This window comes from Limimonas halophila (assembly GCF_900100655.1).
Lineage (GTDB): Bacteria > Pseudomonadota > Alphaproteobacteria > Kiloniellales > Rhodovibrionaceae > Limimonas > Limimonas halophila.
Map to the genome: position 1 here is coordinate 161,014 of NZ_FNCE01000006.1, position 14,406 is coordinate 175,419.

The window sequence follows — 14,406 nt, forward strand, 5'->3', positions numbered from 1 at the left end:
GCCGCCGTGTCAAAAGCCGGTCTTCACCTTCTGCCAGGCCCGCGTCTCCTTGCGGGCGAACTCGGGCGGACGCTTCTCGTCCACGTAGAGGTTCGCCTTGACGTCCTTCGGCGGATAGATGGACGGATTGTTTTTGATCGTCGGCTTGATGTACTCGAGCGCGTCCGCGTTCGCCGTCGGGTACCAGACGTAGTTCACGTTCTGCGCCGCGATCTTGGGGCGCATGTTGAAGTTCAGCCACTTGTGCGCGGCGTCCGGGTGCGGCGCATCCTTCGGGATCGCCATGATGTCGAACCAGATCAACGTCCCTTCCTCGGGGATCGTGTAGTCGATCGTGATGTCCTTTTCCGAGGCCGCCGCGCGGTCGCGGGCGATGTAGACGTCGCCCGACCAGCCCATGGCGACGCAGATGTCGCCGTTGGCGAGGTCGTTGATGTACTGCGAGCTGTGGAAGTACTTCACGTGCGGGCGCACCTTCTCCAGCTGCGCCACCGCCTTCTCCAGGTCCTCGGGGTCGCTGGAGTTCTGACCCAGGCCCAGGTAGTTGCGCACGTGCTCCAGCACCTCGGTCGGCGCGTCGAGCATGGCGATGCCGCAGTCTTGGAGTTGCTTCGTGTACTTGGGATTGAACAGCAGCTCCCAGGAATTCGTGGGTGCTTCGCCGTCGATGTGCTTGTCCACCATCTCGGGATTGTAGCCGATCCCGGTGGTGCCCCACATGTACGGCACACCGTACTGATTGTCCGGGTCGAAGTTCTCCACGCGCTCCAGGATCTGCTGGTCCAGGTGCTCCCAGTTGTCCAGCTTGCTCTTGTCCAGCTTCTGGTAGATGCCTGCTTCGATCTGGCGGCGGAAGAAGCTGCCGGACGGCACGACGACGTCGTAGCCCGATCCCCCGGCCATGAGCTTGCCTTCCAGCGCCTCGTTGGAGGAGTAGACGTCGTAGTTGACGTCGATGCCGAACTCCTCCTCGAACATCGGCACGGTGTCTTCGTGGATGTAGTCCGACCAGTTATAGATGTTCAGCGTGTCCTCGGCAGCCTGCGCCGCCGGCGCCGCCGTCAGCGACAGGCCGGCCAGGGACGCGATGGCCCCCAGCGCCGCGTTCCGGATCGCGTTGCTCATCGTCCTGCGTGAACTCCCTGCGCCGTCTTGTCCGCACGCGGCCGGCACCGCGGCGGCCGTGGTGAAACCGGCCGATTATCTAGGGCGCGCGGGGGTGACATTGTCAATCGCACACGGCGAACCGTTGTTTGGGCCGCGCCGTCACTGTGTCAGCGACGGCGGCCAGACCGGCGCCTTCCGGCCGGGAACCGGCGGTGTCAGGAAGATGGCCACGCGGCGGTTGCGCGCCCGCCCCGCCGCGGTGGCGTTGTCCCCGATGGGCCGTTCCGGGCCGTAGCCCACGGCGGCGAGGCGGTCGCCCGCCACGCCGGCGCGCTTCAACGCCTTCACCACAGCAATCGCGCGCGCCGCCGACAGCTCCCAGTTGGAGGGATACCGGGCGGTTTCGATCGGCACGTCGTCAGTATGCCCCTCCACCCGGATGCGTCCGTGCAGATCTTTCAACAGCGGCGCCAGGCGGTCGAGCAGCGCGCGGCCGTCACCGCGCAGCCCGGCCTCGCCGCTGGGAAACAGCAGGCGGTCGGCGACGCGCAGGCGCACCCCGGCCTCGGTGCGCCGAAGCTCGACGCGCCCGCTCAACCCCCGGTCGGTCAGATAGCCGCGCGCGCGACGGGTCAGGCGGTCGACGCGCTGGTCCCAGACGCGCGCGGCCGCACGCTCGCTGCCGCTGCCATCGTCGGGCGCGGCGATCCGGCCGCCCGAGAGCAACCCCTGCCCCGTCCCGGTGGTGTCCTCGGGCGGATCGAGGATGGTGGTGAAGATGACGAAGAAGATCAGCAGCAGCGTGACGATGTCGGTGAAGGGCATGAGCCACGAGCCCCCGGCCGCCGCCGAGGGCGGGTCCGGCGTCCCGTCGTCGGCCCCGCGCTGAAAGGGCTCGCGCCGGCGCCCAGTCGGGCGAGGCTGCTGCTGCTCCGGCTCATCCGGCATGGCCGGGCGCCCCGCCGTGGCCTGCCGCGCGGCTGCCGCCACCGGCCGCCGCGTCGTCGCCGCCGCCCACGTCCAGGTAGGATTGCAGCGCGTAGCGGATCTGCCCCGGCCCGTGGTCCTCGCTGACCAGGATGATCGCTTCCTTGACCAGTTGGAGGAGCTGCACGCGGTCCTGGGTGCGCCGGCGCAGCTTCACGGCCATGGGCCGGAAGACGGCGTTGGCGAGCACGATGCCGTAGAAGGTCGTCACCAGCGCCACGGCCAGATGCACGGCGATGTTGCTGACCGCCGCGCCTTCCAGCTCGTTGAGCAGGTTCACCACCCCCAGCAGCGTGCCCACCATGCCGAAGGCCGGAGCGTAGCCCGCCATGGCCTCGAAGACGTCCGCCTCGGCGGTTTCGCGCGCCTTCAGCCGGGCGATGCGCCAGTCCAGCACACTCAGGATCTCGTCGAGCGGCATGGTGTCCAGCACCATCTGCAGCCCCGTGCGCAGGAAGGGGGAATCGATCTGCTGGACGATGCGGTCGGCCCCGTGCACGTCGCCCTGATGCCAGCTGCGCGCCACCTTGACGATCTCGTCCAGGTCGCGGCGCTTGTAGCGTTCCTCGGTGCGCAGCGTGACCGTGAACGCCTTGAAGGCCTGGGCGATCTCGGCGATCGAATAGCTCATCAGCGTCGCGGCGAAGGTGCCGCCGAGCACCACGACCGCTCCGGGGCCGTTGAGGAAGAGCCCGGGCTCGTCCGCCGTCGCCAGCACGGCCCCGACCAGCAGTGCCAGGCCCAGCGCCATGCCGAGGAGGGTCATCAGCCGCATCGCGCCGGCTCCGCGTCCGTGGCGTCGGAAGACAAGGTCAGCTCACCTGGCGCGCCGCGCCGCCCTGGACGTAGGGCACGCCGCATGCGCGCGCCGCGGCCAGCTCGGCCTCGGTGCTGACGCCGTCCGCGACCACGGCGAGCTTGCCGGCGGCCCGCACGGCCTCGGTGACCTGCTGCTGCACGGTGTCGTCCAGCATGCGCTCGCCGCGCACGTCGACCTTGAGCATGTCGCACAGGCCCGCGGATTCGAGCGCCGTCTGCGCGGCGTCCGGCGGCACGCGGTCGAGGGCTAGGCGGAAGCGGTCGTGGTGCACGGTGTCGAGGGCGGTGCGCGCCGCTTCCGGCCGCTCGATTACGGTGCGATACGGAATCTCGAAGGTGATGGACTCCGCCTCGCGCATCTCGGTCGCCGCGCGGAAGCGCTGATAGGCGCTGCTCTCCACCGTCTCCGGCGTCAGGTCGAGGTTGAGCCGGCGCACCCCGCCGTGCGGCTCGCGCAGCACGTGCATCAGGATGCGCCCGTCCAGAATGGGCTCCAGGTGACGGGTGAGCCACGGATCGTCGGTGATGGGAACGTCGATCGTGCGCTCGATCTCCGCGAGGTTGGGGACCAGTTCGTGGGCGTGGACGCGCGCGGTCGCTTCCCGCACGGCCACGATGGGGCTTTCGTGCAGGAAGGGGCTGATGTCCGCGCGCGAGAGCATGCGCGTGGCCTCGGCCAGCCGCGCCAGCCGGCGCCCGGCCGTGTCGGTTTCGCTGCCGGGCGCGGCGGTGTGGTCGGCGTCCGCCGCCTCGCGGCAGAAGGCCAGGAAGGCGCGGCTGTCCTGCGGCAGGCGGTAGTGCTGGGCGGTGATCGCGCCCAGATGCGCCTCGGCCAGCCGCTCGCCCAGCGCGCTCACCGTGGCGTCCAGCCGCTGGCCCGCCCCCGGCGAGCTGACGACGACCAGGCGGTGGCCGGGCAGCCGGAACGACTCCTCCATCGTCCCGGCGACGTGCTCGCGCAGGATGTCCACCAGCGCGCGCTGGAAGCCCGTCTCGTCGGCATGGGGCAGCTGCGAGAGGTCCAGCACCTCGACCCAGCGCGGGGTCGCGGTGCTCACCGCCTCGCGCGCCCAGTCCAGGAGCCTCGCCGCATCGCTCGTCATCGGGGGGTCCGGTGTGTCCGTGGAGGGGTCGGGCTGGCGGGAGGATGGCGGACTCGCCCTTGTCGCGAGGTTAACGCCCCGGACTGGCACGGCCTCACCCGGTGTCGGTGTCGACGGCCGCGACGGCGCCCGCGCCGGCGTCGCCGGGGAAATCCGTCGCGGGCAGCGGCCGCGCGAAGAGAAACCCCTGCCCGTAATCGCAGCCGAGGTCGCGCAGGAAGGCGCGCTGCTCTTCGGTTTCCACACCCTCCGCGACCACGTCCAGGCCCAGCTCCTGCGCCATGCGCAATGAGGCCTGCACCAGCTTGCGCGCCGTGGCGTTGGTCATGCTGTCCTGCACGAAGGTCTTGTCGATCTTCAGCGTGTGGAAGGGGTGGTCGTAGAGGTAGCTGAGGCAGGCGTAGCCCGTTCCGAAGTCGTCCAGCGCCAGCCGCACGCCCAGGTTGCTCAACTTGGTCAGCGTCTGGTTCACGGTCGCGCTTTCGTGCAGCAGCACGGTTTCGGTCACCTCGATCTCCAGCGCCGAGGCGGGCAGGCCCGCGGCCGCCAGCGCGCGCGTGACCGTCGCCACGAAGTCGGGCACCAGGAACTGCTGCGGCGAGACGTTGACCGAGATGCGCAACGCCGGGTCGATCTCGGCGCGCCAGCGCGCGCACGCCGCCGTGGCGCGCTGAAGCACCGTGCGGCCGATGTCGACGATTGTGCCGTTGTTCTCCGCCGCCTCGATGAACTCGTCCGGCCGCACCCGTCCCAGGCTGGCACTGTCCCAGCGCACCAGGGCTTCGCCGCCGGCCGGGCGGTTGTCGCTGAGCCGGACGATGGGCTGGTAACATACCCGGAATTCGGCGTTCGCCACGGCCTCGTGCAGGGCGGCCTCAATGTTGATGCGGCGCACCAGGGCGGCGTTCATGCCGGCGGTGAAGCAGCGGTAGCCGTTGCCGGCCGCCCGCCGCGACCAGTTGAGCGCGATCTCGCCGCAGGTCAGGAGGTCGCCGGCCGTGTCGGCGTCCCGCGGATAGAACGCGAGGCCGAGGTTCGCGGAGAGCACCAAGCGGCGCCCGCCGATGACGAACGCCTCGTCGAAGCGGGCGAGGATGCGCTCGGCGAGGCTCGTGGCCACGGCCTGGCGATGAATCGCGCTCAGCAGGATAACGAACTCGTGCCCGCCGAGCCGGGCCACGGTGTCGTTCGCGCCGACCATCTCCCGCAGCGTGCGCGCGGTCTGTTGAAGAATCTGGTCGCCTGTGTCGTGGCCCAGCGCGTCGTTGATTTCCTTGAAGTCCGTCAGGTCCACGCACACCACCGCGCTGTGCGTGCCGTCCAGCGCGGAGGCTTCGATGCTCTGCGCGATGCGCTTTTTGAGCAGCGCCGTGTTCGCGAGATCCGTGAGGTGGTCGCGGTAGGCGAGCGTATGGATGCGCTCGCGCTGCGTCTTTTCGCGCGTGATATCCTCTTCCACGGCGGCGTAGTAGGTCGCCTGCCCGTCGCCGTCGGTGATGGGCATGATGTGCGCGCGCACATCCAGCCGCTCGCCGTGCTTGGTCCGGTTGACCAGCTCCCCGTGCCACACGTGGCCGGCCGAGACGGTCCACCACATGTCGCGGTAGACGTGCAGCGGCGTTTCCCCGGACTTGAGCATGCCGGGCGTGCGCCCCACGGCCTCGCCGGCCGTGTAGCCCGTGATCTCCTCGAACGCCGCGTTGACGTAGACGATGCGGCCTTCGCGGTCGGTGATGATGACGGCCGACGGGGTCTGCTGCACGACGCGCGATAGCAACTTTTGCGCCGCGGTCCCGCCGCGCTGGATGGGAAGCTCGCTCATGGTGGGACCTGTATCGCTGTCGAAAGCAGCCCCAGGCCAACAAACACGGGTTAAAGAAGTCTGGAGATCACCCGAACCGCCCGCCGCTGGCCCCGGCAAGCAGCGGAACGGCGCCGAGCGCATCCGCGATTGAGGAAACCGTGCGCACAGTGTAGCCCGTGCCCGCTTCCGCCAGGGCCGCGCGGCGCTCGTCGTCGCCCTGGCCGAAGCCCGTGGCGACGTGCACCCCGCCCGCCAGGCCCGCGCGCCGGCCCGCGGATATATCCAGGCCGCGGTCGCCGACGATCCACGACCCGGCCAGCGCCACGCCGAGCCGATCGCGTGCCGCGAGCAGCATGCCGGGGTTGGGCTTGCGGCAGGGATGGTCGGGGTGGACGTAGGGGCCGTCGCCGCCGGGCGTGTAGGGACAGGCGATCACGGCGTCCACGCGCGCCCGGCCGTGCGCCCACAGCTCCGCCTCGATGCAGGCCTGGGTGGTGGCGAAGTCGGCCCAGCCGTAGTAGCCGCGCCCCACGCCCGGCTGGTTGGTGACGATGACGACGGGCACGCCGGCGGCGTTCGCGGCGGCGACCGTGTCCGCCGCGCCCGGGATCAGGGCCACCTCCTCGGGCCGGTGCAGGTAGATGACCTCCTCCACGATGACGCCGTCGCGGTCGAGGAAGAGCGCGGCGCGCCCGCCGCCGTCGGCGCCCGGCTTGACCTCCACCCACTCGCCGCCCGGCGTCAGCGGCCACGCCGATGCCGCCGTCACGCCTGTCAGCTCCCGAGCTTGCTGGTGACGTCGCGGGCGATGCGCTCGGCGATGCCGCGGGCGCCGCGAGCGCGCGCGTCCCGGCGCATGACGCGCGTGGCGTAGGGCTGGTCGAGCACGTTGGTGCTGGTCGTGACCTCGGTGTCGCCCTTCAGCACGGTCTCCCGCGTGTCCGCGCGGCGCAGCACGTAGCTCGCCGTCAGGCGGATGTTGCGCCGCGTCTCGCTTTCGTCGCGGCGGAAGCCGGTCTGGGTGATGCGCTCGTCCACGCTGACGTCGAGCAGGAAGGCGGGGTCGCGCGGCTCGGCCCCGGCGTGCAGGCGGTTCACCAGCTCGGCGCGGAGCAACTGCCCCACCCGCTCCGGGATGGGCTGGACGCGCACCGACGCCGGCGCGCCCGCGCCGTCCCCCGAGGGCTGCGGCGCGTTCGCGGGGCGGAAGCCGCACCCCGCGGCCACGAGCGTGCAGATCACCAGCGCCGCGATGCGCATGCCGTCCTCCCGCTGTCGAGCGCCCGGTGAAGAGACAGCGGCGCCCGTGCCCGCGTCAAGCATCGGGGCGGGGCGCGCCCCTGAACGAGGCGCGGGCGCACACGCAGGCTTGAACGCCGCGTGATTGGCGCGCGCCAGCGATCGGGCGCATCCTTGGCGGCATGATGACGCGCGGTGGATCCTGGCTCGGCCTCGCGGCCGGCTGCGCGGCGTGGCTGGCGGTCGCGGCCACGGCGTCGGCGGCGGACGTTCCCGGTTCGTGGGCGGACGCCTTCCCGGAGACGAACTTCGACAAGCACGCGGTGGCCTACGACACCATCATCTCCGGCGGCGTGCCCAAGGACGGCATCCCCTCGATCGACGAGCCGACCTTCGAGCCCGTCGACAAACGCGCCGACTGGCTGGCGCCCAAGGAACCGGTGATCGGGCTGAGCGTCGACGGCGACGCGCGCGCCTATCCGCTGCGGATCATGACGTACCACGAGATCGTCAACGACCGCATCGGCGGTAAGCCCGTGGCCGTCACCTACTGCCCGCTGTGCAACACCGCCATCGCCTTCGAGGCGACCTTCGAGGGCCAGCGCCTGACCTTCGGCACCACGGGCAAGCTGCGCTATTCCGATCTGGTCATGTACGACCGCCAGACCGGCACCTGGTGGCAGCAGTTCACCGGGCGCGGCATCGTGGGCGAGCACAGCGGCAAGAAGCTGGAGATGCTGCCGGCGCGCCTCATGGCCTGGCAGGACTTCCGCGAGCAGCACCCGGACGGCCGCGTGCTCGTGCCCACGAACCCGCACGCGCGCCCCTACGGCCGCAACCCCTACGCCGGCTACGACAGTTCCAAGAAGCCCTTCCTCTACGACGGCGAGCTGCCGGAGAAGGTTCCGGCCATGGCGCGCGTGGCCGCGGTCGGCGATCAGGCGTGGAGCTTCGAGCTGCTGCGCGAGAAGGGCACGATCGAACGCGGCGACCTCGTGATCTCGTGGGAGCCGGGGCAGCGCTCCGCCCTGGACGCGCGCGAGGTATCCAAGGGCCGCGAGGTGGGCAGCGTGGTGGCGCAGCGGCGCCAGGATGACGGCACCATGAAAGACGTGCCCGTGCACGTGACCTTCGGCTTCGCCTTCCACGCCTTCCATCCCGAGGGCACGATCCATGTCCTCGAGGACGCCGGCTGACCCGGCGCGGGCGCGTCAGGCGCCCGCGTCGAAGCGGTCCGGCCGCAGATCGGCCAGCGGGATGTCGGGCATGGATACCTCGCGCCCGGCCAGCAGGTCGGCGGAAATGCGCGACACGGCGGGGGCGGTCTGGATGCCGTAGCCGCCCTGTCCCGCCAGCCAGAAAAAGCCCGGCTCGCGCGGGTCGGCGCCGATCACGGGGGTGTGGTCGGGCGCGAAGGTGCGCTGGCCCGCCCAGCTCTGCGCGATGCGGCGCACGCTGAGCGCGGTGTGGCGCTCCAGGCGGTCGGCGGCGACGGCGACGTCCAGCTCGTCGGGGCGCACGTCGCCCGGATCGGTGGGCGTGGCGTCCGCCGGGGATACGAGCAGGTGGCCGGACTCCGGCTTGAAGTAGAAGGTGCCCGAGATGTCGAGCACCATGGGCCAGCCGGCGCTGTCCATCTCCGGCGTGGTGTCCGCCAGGATCGCCGAGCGCTGCTTGGGCGTGAAGCCGAGCTGCCGCACGCCGGCCATGCGCGCGATCGCATCCACCCAGGCGCCGGCCGCGTTCACCAGCGTCGCCGCAGTCCACGTGGCGGCGTCCGTGCGCACCCGCCACGTGCCGCCCGCGCGCTCGATCGTCTCGATCTCCGCGCCGGTCACGGCCTCACCGCCCAGCTTCTTGAACTGGGCCAAGTAGCCCTGGTGCAGCGCCGCGACGTCGATCTCCTCGGCGGCATCGGCGGCGGCCGCACGGCCCACCACCTCGCGCTTCAGCACGGGGCAACGCGCCAGCGCCTCGTCCACGGAGATCTCGCTGAGCGTGAGGCTCTGGGCCAACTCCTGCTCGAAGGCCGCATCCTCGCCCGGCACGGCGAAGGAGAGCAGCCCGCGCGGCGTCAGCAGCGGCTTGTCGCTGAAGCCGGCCGGCGGATCGCGGAAGAAGGCGCCGCTGGCCTGTGTCAGCGCGCGGATGACGGGCGGGCCGTAGTCGACGATGTACATGGCCGCCGAGCGGCCGGTGGCGTGGTAGCCCGGCTGGCGCTCGCCTTCCAGCACGACGATCCCGCCCCCGTCGCCGCGATCCGCCGCCAGGGTGGCCGCGAGCGAGGCGCCGGCGATGCCGCCGCCCACGATCAGGATGTCCGCCTCGCGGTCCGCCATTCGTCGCCTCCCTCAACCCGGTGCGGGGCGCACGCTGCCAGCTCGGTGGGGCCGGCGGCCACGCATTCTTACGCGATCGCCCGGCCGCGGCTTCGCGCAGCCTGAACGCGGCTCAAGCCGGCTTGCACCCTTGTCGCTGGTGCGCACTCCGGCTGAGCGGGACACTCGATCCAGGACCTTCGGGTTCCCAAGCTCAGCTGGAGGAAACGCCATGACCGCCCATCATCTGCCGACCGCCACCCGCCCCAACGCTTCCACCGGCTTCGGCATCCGCCTCGCGGCCCGGGTCGCGGCCGTCCTCGATGCCGGGGCGCGGCGCCGGCGCATCGCCCGCACGGTGCGCGCCCTGGAGCGCATGGACGACCGCAGCCTGACCGACATTGGCGTGCGCCGCCAGGACATCCGCTCGGTGGCCCGGCGCGTCGAGGACACGGGCGGGGACCTGCACGACGCGCTGCCCCCGCACGATTGAACCGGACGCCGCCCCACGCTCGCGCAACCCGGGCGGGCGCGACGTGCATCCGGCAGCCGTCAGCCGCCCGGCGCCGGTTCCCGGTCGGCGGCGAGCTGCCGGATCCAGCGCATGACGCGGCGCGCCGCCGCCGTCGGGGTGACGTCCGCGGGCGTGCACAGGTAGTAGCCGGCTTGCGTGGTGTGGCCGGTGCCGAAGGGGGTCACCAGGGCGCCCTTGGCCAGGTGCTCGTCCACCAGCGGGCGCCGGCCCATGGCGATGCCCAGGCCGTGCTCGGCGCCCTCCAGCACCTGCCCGGGGCCGTTGAGCACCATCGCCCCGTGCGTGGACGGCGGCGTCAGCCCTTGGGCGCGCGTCCACTCCGTCCACTCCTCCGGGTGCAGATCGCTGACGATCAGGCGCGCGCGGGCGAGCGCCGCCTCGGGGGCGCTTGCCGCGTCGGCGTCGAGATAGCCGGGGCTGCACACGGGAAAGCTCTGCTGCTCGAAGAGGAAGGCGCTGTCGAGGCCCGGCCAGCCGCCCTGCCCGTGCCGGATGGCCAGGTCGATCTGGTCGCGGCGCAGGTCGCACAGCCGCGCGGTGGTGACGAACTTGAGGTCGATGCCCGGGCAGTGCTCCTCGAACGAGGTCATGTTCGGGATGAGCCACAGGCTCGCCAGGGAGGGCGGCACGGTCAGCGCGACCTGCGCCCGGTCGGGCGGGCCCAGCAGGTCGGCCGTGGCCTCGCGGATGCGTGCCACCGCCGGATCCACGGCGTCGAAGTAGCGCCGGCCGGCGTCGGTGAGGTCCAGGCGCGGGCCGCTGCGGTCGAACAGCGCCACGCCCAGGAAGTCCTCCAGGCGGCGCACCTGGTGGCTGACCGCGGATTCGGTGACGCCCAGATCCTCGGCCGCATCCTTCAGCTTGCCGCGCCGCGCGGCGGCGTGGAAGGCGCGCAGACCGGCGAAGGGCGGAAGCGGGCTCGCGGGCTCGGGCATGGCGGGAAAATACCGCCGTTCACGCACCCGCGTCGAGCGGACACGGCAACCGCAGGCTCGGATCACCCCGGCGAGGCTGGTATAGCGGCCCGCGCTGCCCATGCGCATGCCCATCAGCTCCCCCTGGAGGCCGCGTGAAGATCGTCATCCTGCTTGCGCTGGTCACGCTCGCCGAGGCGACCATCGGCGTCTTCGTCAAGCTGACGGCGGGCGCGATCCCGATCCAGACGCTGAACTTCTACGCGCTGGCGTTCGCGGCGCTCTTCCTGCGGGTCGGCCTGCCGCCGGCGACCGGCCTTCCCGTGCGCTTTCCCTGGAACAACCTGCGCGACACCGTCATCGTCGGGGCGCTGATCGCGGCGCAGATCAGCGTCTTCAACTTCGCCATGACCAGGGCCCCGATCGCCAACGTCGTCGTTTTCTGGAGCGTGGCGCCCTTCTTCGTCTTCATCTTCTCGGCGCTCTTCCTGGGCGAGCGGCCCCGGCGCGTGCACATCCTCATCTTCCTACTGGCGCTGGCCGGGATCTACGTGGCCAAGCCGCTGGAAGGCGGGCACATGGTGGGCAACCTCGTCGCGCTCGCCGACGGCGCGGTTTACGCCGCGATGGTCGTCTACCTGCGCTCGGAGGGCAAAACGGAAACCAGCAACGACATCCTCTGGTTCATGACGGCGGCGGCGATCTTCCTCTCCCCCGCGCTGGCGATCTTCGGGCCAGGGGACGTCACGCGCCTGCTCGCCTACGACGCGCTCCCGGTGGACCTGCCGGTGATGCTGTGGGCTGCCTGCCTGGGCGTGATCTCCACGGGCGTGGCCTACCTGTGCATCAGCATCGTGCTGCGGCGCATCAACGCGAACGTCTATTCGCTGGTGGACATCATCGTCTCGCCCATCGTGGCGGCGATCCTGGGCTACCTCGTCTTCGGCGAGGTGCCGGCGAGCAGCGTGGTGCTGGGCGGGGCGCTGCTGCTCGGCTCGGGCTTCTGGCTGACGTACGAGATGTCGAAGACGGGGACGCCGCAGCGCCGCGACACCGTCGCCGCGCGCCGGCGCAAGGCGTAAGCTCCCCCAAACCCCACCCGCGTGGCGCATCCGCGCCGATCGACCCCGGACGGACCCCATGCCCACCTTCACCTACGACGAGCAGATCGCATCCCAGCCCGCCGCCGTGCGGGACGCGCTCGGCAGCATCGCCGCCCCCGCCCTCGACCCCGCGCGGCCGGTCGTCTTCACCGGCATCGGCACCTCGCTGCACGCCTGCCGCATCGCCGCGCGGTGGACGGCCGCGCTCACCGACGGCGCCATCCGCCCGCACGCGGTCGAAGCGCACGAGCTGGCCGGGCAGGCGCCGCTGCGCGCCGACGATCAGGTGGTCGTGGTCAGCCACCGCGGCAGCAAGCGCTTCCCCAACGCGGTGCTCCAGCGGGCGCGCGACGTGGGCGCGCGCACGGTCGCGGTCACGGGCGACGGCCCGCACGAACCCGACGCGGACACCGTGCTGCGCACTTGCGCGGGCGAGCGCGCGGCCACCCACACCGTCTCCTACCTGACGGCGCTGGCGGCGCTGGGGCGGCTGGTCGCCGGGCTGCTGGGCGAGGCGGCGGCGCGGCCGCTGACGGCGGCGCTCGCCGCCGTGCCCGAGCATCTCCAGCAGGCGGTGGACGCCCCCGCGCCCGTCGCGGCCGCCGAGCAGCTGGCGGCGCGATCGCCGCTCGTGATGGCGGGCTTCGGCCTGGACGCCGTGACGGCCGGCGAAGCGGCGCTCAAGATCAAGGAAGGCGCCTACCTGTGGGCCGAGGGCATGTCCGTGGAAGCGGCGCTGCACGGCCCGGCCGCGGTGTACCAGGAGCCGGCGGCCATGGTGACGATCGCGCCCGCGGGTGACGACGGTGGGCGCATCGGCCAGCTTCAGCAGCTCGGCCGCGACCTGGGGCTGCCGGTCGTCACCTGTGCCAGCGAACCGGAGGCCGACCTCTGGTTCCCGGAAGCCCCCGCGATGGTGCAGCCCATGCTGTCCATCGTGCCGCTGCAACGCCTCGTCGCCGAACTGGCGCGCCTTCGGGGCACCAACCCGGACACGATCCGCACCGACGAAGAGCCCTGGGCCTCGGCGATGAAGCGCGTCAGGCTGTAGGCCGTCCATGCACGCCACGGCGCGGGAGACGGCGATGCGGCTGGTGATCGGGAACAAGAATTATTCCTCGTGGTCGCTGCGGGCGTGGCTGGCGCTGGTGCAGACCGGCCTGCCCTTCGACGAGGTCGTCATCCCGCTGGACCGCGCGGACACGGCGGCGGCGATCCGCGCGTATTCGCCGGCCGGCAAGGTGCCCGTGCTGCTGGACGGCGGGCTGACGGTCTGGGACAGCCTCGCCATCGGGGAATACCTGGCCGAGCAGGCGCCGGCCGCCGGGCTGTGGCCCGCCGACCCCGAGGCCCGCGCGGTCGCGCGCGCTGTGGCGGCGGAAATGCACAGCGGTTTCGCCGCCCTGCGCCGCGAGATGCCCATGGACGTGCGCACGCGCGCGCCCAAGACGCCGGACGCGGCCGTGCGGGCGGACATCGACCGCATCGTCGCGATCTGGGACGATTGCCGCGCCCGCTTCGGCGCGGGCGGGCCCTTCCTCTTCGGGCCCTTCACCCTGGCCGACGCCGCGTATGCGCCCGTGGCCTCGCGCTTCGTCACCTACGAGGTGGCGCTGCCGGCGACCGCGCGCGCCTATGTGGATGCCGTGATGGCGCATCCGCCCATGCGCGACTGGGTCGCGGCCGCCGCCGAGGAACCCTGGGTCATCGACGATCCGTGATCACCAGCCGAGCGACCCGACGCACCCACCATGCCGCTGCTGCCCGCTTGGGAGCTGCTGGCTCCCTTCCTCGTCGCCGCGCTGGCGCTCAACCTGACGCCGGGCGCGGACATGACCTACACCATCGCGCGCACGGCCGCGCAGGGGCGCGCCGCCGGCTTCGCCTCGGCCGCGGGCATCCTCGCCGGCGTCGGGCTGCACACCGTGGCCGCCGCCGCGGGGCTGTCGGCGCTGCTGCGCGCCTCGCCCGAGGCTTTCATCGCCGTGAAGTGGGCCGGCGCGGCGTATCTGTTCTACCTGGCCGCGCGCATGCTGCTGTCGAAACCGGACACGGGCGGCCCCGCCATGGCAGACGCGCGGCTGCGCCGCGTGTTCGGGCAGGCCGTGGTGGTCAACGTGCTGAATCCCAAGGTGGCGCTGTTCGTGCTGGCGTTCCTGCCGCAGTTCATCGCCCCGGACGCCGCCTACCCGGCGGCGCAAATCCTGGTGCTGGGCACGATCTTCAACCTGGGCGGCTTCGCCGTGAACGCGGCCGTGGCGGCGCTGGTGGGCGCCGGCGCCGCGCGGCTGCGCACCAGCCAGCGCTTCGCCACCTGGATGACGCGGCTGTCCGGCACCGTCCTGGCGGGGCTCGCCGTCCGGCTCGTGCTGGTCGAGCGGTAGCGACCCCGAACCGTGGGCCGGGCGCGGATCGGCGCCGCCAAACATAAAACGGCCGGACGGCATCACGCCGCCCGGCCGCGTGTCTCCCCGGCA

At 71.9% G+C, this 14,406-nt stretch carries 15 protein-coding genes; 6 read left to right on the forward strand and 9 right to left on the reverse strand.

Translation table 11 applies throughout. The features are described from left to right. Positions 1–9: 9 nt before the first annotated feature. From BLQ43_RS09640 to lptE, 7 genes are all read right to left on the reverse strand, one after another. Positions 10–1,125, reverse strand: coding sequence for a polyamine ABC transporter substrate-binding protein (locus BLQ43_RS09640; protein WP_090020212.1), 1,116 nt, complete (start codon positions 1,123–1,125; stop codon positions 10–12). Between the two features lie 141 nt (positions 1,126–1,266). Next, the gene (locus BLQ43_RS14900) at positions 1,267–2,055 is read right to left on the reverse strand and encodes an OmpA/MotB family protein (RefSeq protein WP_143006239.1); all 789 of its coding nucleotides are present in this window, start codon (positions 2,053–2,055) and stop codon (positions 1,267–1,269) included. Then, positions 2,045–2,869, reverse strand: a complete 825-nt coding sequence (locus BLQ43_RS09650; RefSeq protein ID WP_090020215.1) for a motility protein A — start codon at positions 2,867–2,869, stop codon at positions 2,045–2,047. The genes BLQ43_RS14900 and BLQ43_RS09650 overlap by 11 nt, the downstream gene beginning before the upstream one ends. Before the next feature lie 37 nt (positions 2,870–2,906). After that, positions 2,907–4,016 carry an EAL domain-containing protein gene (locus BLQ43_RS09655; RefSeq protein WP_090020217.1) on the reverse strand — a complete coding sequence of 370 codons (1,110 nt, stop codon included), beginning with the start codon at positions 4,014–4,016 and terminating at the stop codon, positions 2,907–2,909. A 94-nt stretch (positions 4,017–4,110) separates the two neighbouring features. Next, positions 4,111–5,838: a putative bifunctional diguanylate cyclase/phosphodiesterase gene (locus BLQ43_RS09660; protein WP_176758618.1), complete on the reverse strand. Its 1,728-nt coding sequence runs from the start codon at positions 5,836–5,838 to the stop codon at positions 4,111–4,113. Positions 5,839–5,905: 67 nt separating this feature from the next. After that, complete coding sequence (locus tag BLQ43_RS09665) at positions 5,906–6,589, reverse strand: D-glycero-alpha-D-manno-heptose-1,7-bisphosphate 7-phosphatase (protein WP_176758619.1); 684 nt, start codon at positions 6,587–6,589, stop codon at positions 5,906–5,908. Positions 6,590–6,594: 5 nt separating this feature from the next. Next, a complete protein-coding gene (gene lptE / locus BLQ43_RS09670; RefSeq protein WP_176758620.1) occupies positions 6,595–7,080 on the reverse strand; it encodes an LPS assembly lipoprotein LptE in 486 nt (161 codons plus the stop codon). A 164-nt stretch (positions 7,081–7,244) separates the two neighbouring features. Here lptE and BLQ43_RS09675 point away from each other — a divergent pair, with 164 nt between their 5' ends. Beyond that, positions 7,245–8,255, forward strand: a complete 1,011-nt coding sequence (locus BLQ43_RS09675; protein WP_090020277.1) for a DUF3179 domain-containing protein — start codon at positions 7,245–7,247, stop codon at positions 8,253–8,255. A gap of 15 nt (positions 8,256–8,270) precedes the next feature. Here BLQ43_RS09675 and BLQ43_RS09680 read toward each other — a convergent pair whose 3' ends face one another. Then, positions 8,271–9,398, reverse strand: coding sequence for an NAD(P)/FAD-dependent oxidoreductase (locus BLQ43_RS09680; RefSeq protein WP_090020223.1), 1,128 nt, complete (start codon positions 9,396–9,398; stop codon positions 8,271–8,273). Between the two features lie 211 nt (positions 9,399–9,609). Here BLQ43_RS09680 and BLQ43_RS14410 point away from each other — a divergent pair, with 211 nt between their 5' ends. Beyond that, positions 9,610–9,870 carry a YjiS-like domain-containing protein gene (locus BLQ43_RS14410; RefSeq protein ID WP_143006240.1) on the forward strand — a complete coding sequence of 87 codons (261 nt, stop codon included), beginning with the start codon at positions 9,610–9,612 and terminating at the stop codon, positions 9,868–9,870. A 59-nt stretch (positions 9,871–9,929) separates the two neighbouring features. On the opposite strand, the gene BLQ43_RS09690 is transcribed toward BLQ43_RS14410, so the two are convergent. Further along, on the reverse strand, positions 9,930–10,847 hold the full coding sequence (locus BLQ43_RS09690) for a LysR substrate-binding domain-containing protein (RefSeq protein ID WP_176758621.1): 918 nt from the start codon (positions 10,845–10,847) through the stop codon (positions 9,930–9,932). A gap of 134 nt (positions 10,848–10,981) precedes the next feature. Between BLQ43_RS09690 and BLQ43_RS09695 the strand changes: the two genes are divergently transcribed. From BLQ43_RS09695 to BLQ43_RS09710, 4 genes are read left to right on the forward strand one after another with little or no spacing between them, the layout of a single operon-like run. Next, the gene (locus BLQ43_RS09695) at positions 10,982–11,908 is read left to right on the forward strand and encodes a DMT family transporter (protein ID WP_090020230.1); all 927 of its coding nucleotides are present in this window, start codon (positions 10,982–10,984) and stop codon (positions 11,906–11,908) included. A gap of 58 nt (positions 11,909–11,966) precedes the next feature. Further along, positions 11,967–12,980: an SIS domain-containing protein gene (locus BLQ43_RS09700; protein ID WP_090020232.1), complete on the forward strand. Its 1,014-nt coding sequence runs from the start codon at positions 11,967–11,969 to the stop codon at positions 12,978–12,980. 34 nt (positions 12,981–13,014) lie between these two features. Continuing rightward, entirely contained in the window at positions 13,015–13,650 is a 636-nt protein-coding gene (locus BLQ43_RS09705; protein ID WP_090020279.1) for a glutathione S-transferase family protein, read from the forward strand. A 30-nt stretch (positions 13,651–13,680) separates the two neighbouring features. Next, positions 13,681–14,313, forward strand: a complete 633-nt coding sequence (locus BLQ43_RS09710) for a LysE family translocator (RefSeq protein WP_090020234.1) — start codon at positions 13,681–13,683, stop codon at positions 14,311–14,313. Positions 14,314–14,406: the final 93 nt, after the last annotated feature.

Excerpts from the sequence above, each read along its gene's own strand:
- BLQ43_RS09640 (WP_090020212.1), bottom strand. The coding sequence starts at position 1,125 with ATGAGCAACGCGATCCGGAACGCGGCGCTGGGGGCCATCGCGTCCCTG.
- BLQ43_RS14900 (WP_143006239.1), bottom strand. The coding sequence starts at position 2,055 with ATGCCGGATGAGCCGGAGCAGCAGCAGCCTCGCCCGACTGGGCGCCGG.
- BLQ43_RS09650 (WP_090020215.1), bottom strand. The coding sequence starts at position 2,869 with ATGCGGCTGATGACCCTCCTCGGCATGGCGCTGGGCCTGGCACTGCTG.
- BLQ43_RS09655 (WP_090020217.1), bottom strand. The coding sequence starts at position 4,016 with ATGACGAGCGATGCGGCGAGGCTCCTGGACTGGGCGCGCGAGGCGGTG.
- BLQ43_RS09660 (WP_176758618.1), bottom strand. The coding sequence starts at position 5,838 with ATGAGCGAGCTTCCCATCCAGCGCGGCGGGACCGCGGCGCAAAAGTTG.
- lptE (WP_176758620.1), bottom strand. The coding sequence starts at position 7,080 with ATGCGCATCGCGGCGCTGGTGATCTGCACGCTCGTGGCCGCGGGGTGC.
- BLQ43_RS09675 (WP_090020277.1), top strand. The coding sequence starts at position 7,245 with ATGACGCGCGGTGGATCCTGGCTCGGCCTCGCGGCCGGCTGCGCGGCG.
- BLQ43_RS09680 (WP_090020223.1), bottom strand. The coding sequence starts at position 9,398 with ATGGCGGACCGCGAGGCGGACATCCTGATCGTGGGCGGCGGCATCGCC.
- BLQ43_RS14410 (WP_143006240.1), top strand. The coding sequence starts at position 9,610 with ATGACCGCCCATCATCTGCCGACCGCCACCCGCCCCAACGCTTCCACC.
- BLQ43_RS09690 (WP_176758621.1), bottom strand. The coding sequence starts at position 10,847 with ATGCCCGAGCCCGCGAGCCCGCTTCCGCCCTTCGCCGGTCTGCGCGCC.
- BLQ43_RS09700 (WP_090020232.1), top strand. The coding sequence starts at position 11,967 with ATGCCCACCTTCACCTACGACGAGCAGATCGCATCCCAGCCCGCCGCC.
- BLQ43_RS09705 (WP_090020279.1), top strand. The coding sequence starts at position 13,015 with ATGCGGCTGGTGATCGGGAACAAGAATTATTCCTCGTGGTCGCTGCGG.
- BLQ43_RS09710 (WP_090020234.1), top strand. The coding sequence starts at position 13,681 with ATGCCGCTGCTGCCCGCTTGGGAGCTGCTGGCTCCCTTCCTCGTCGCC.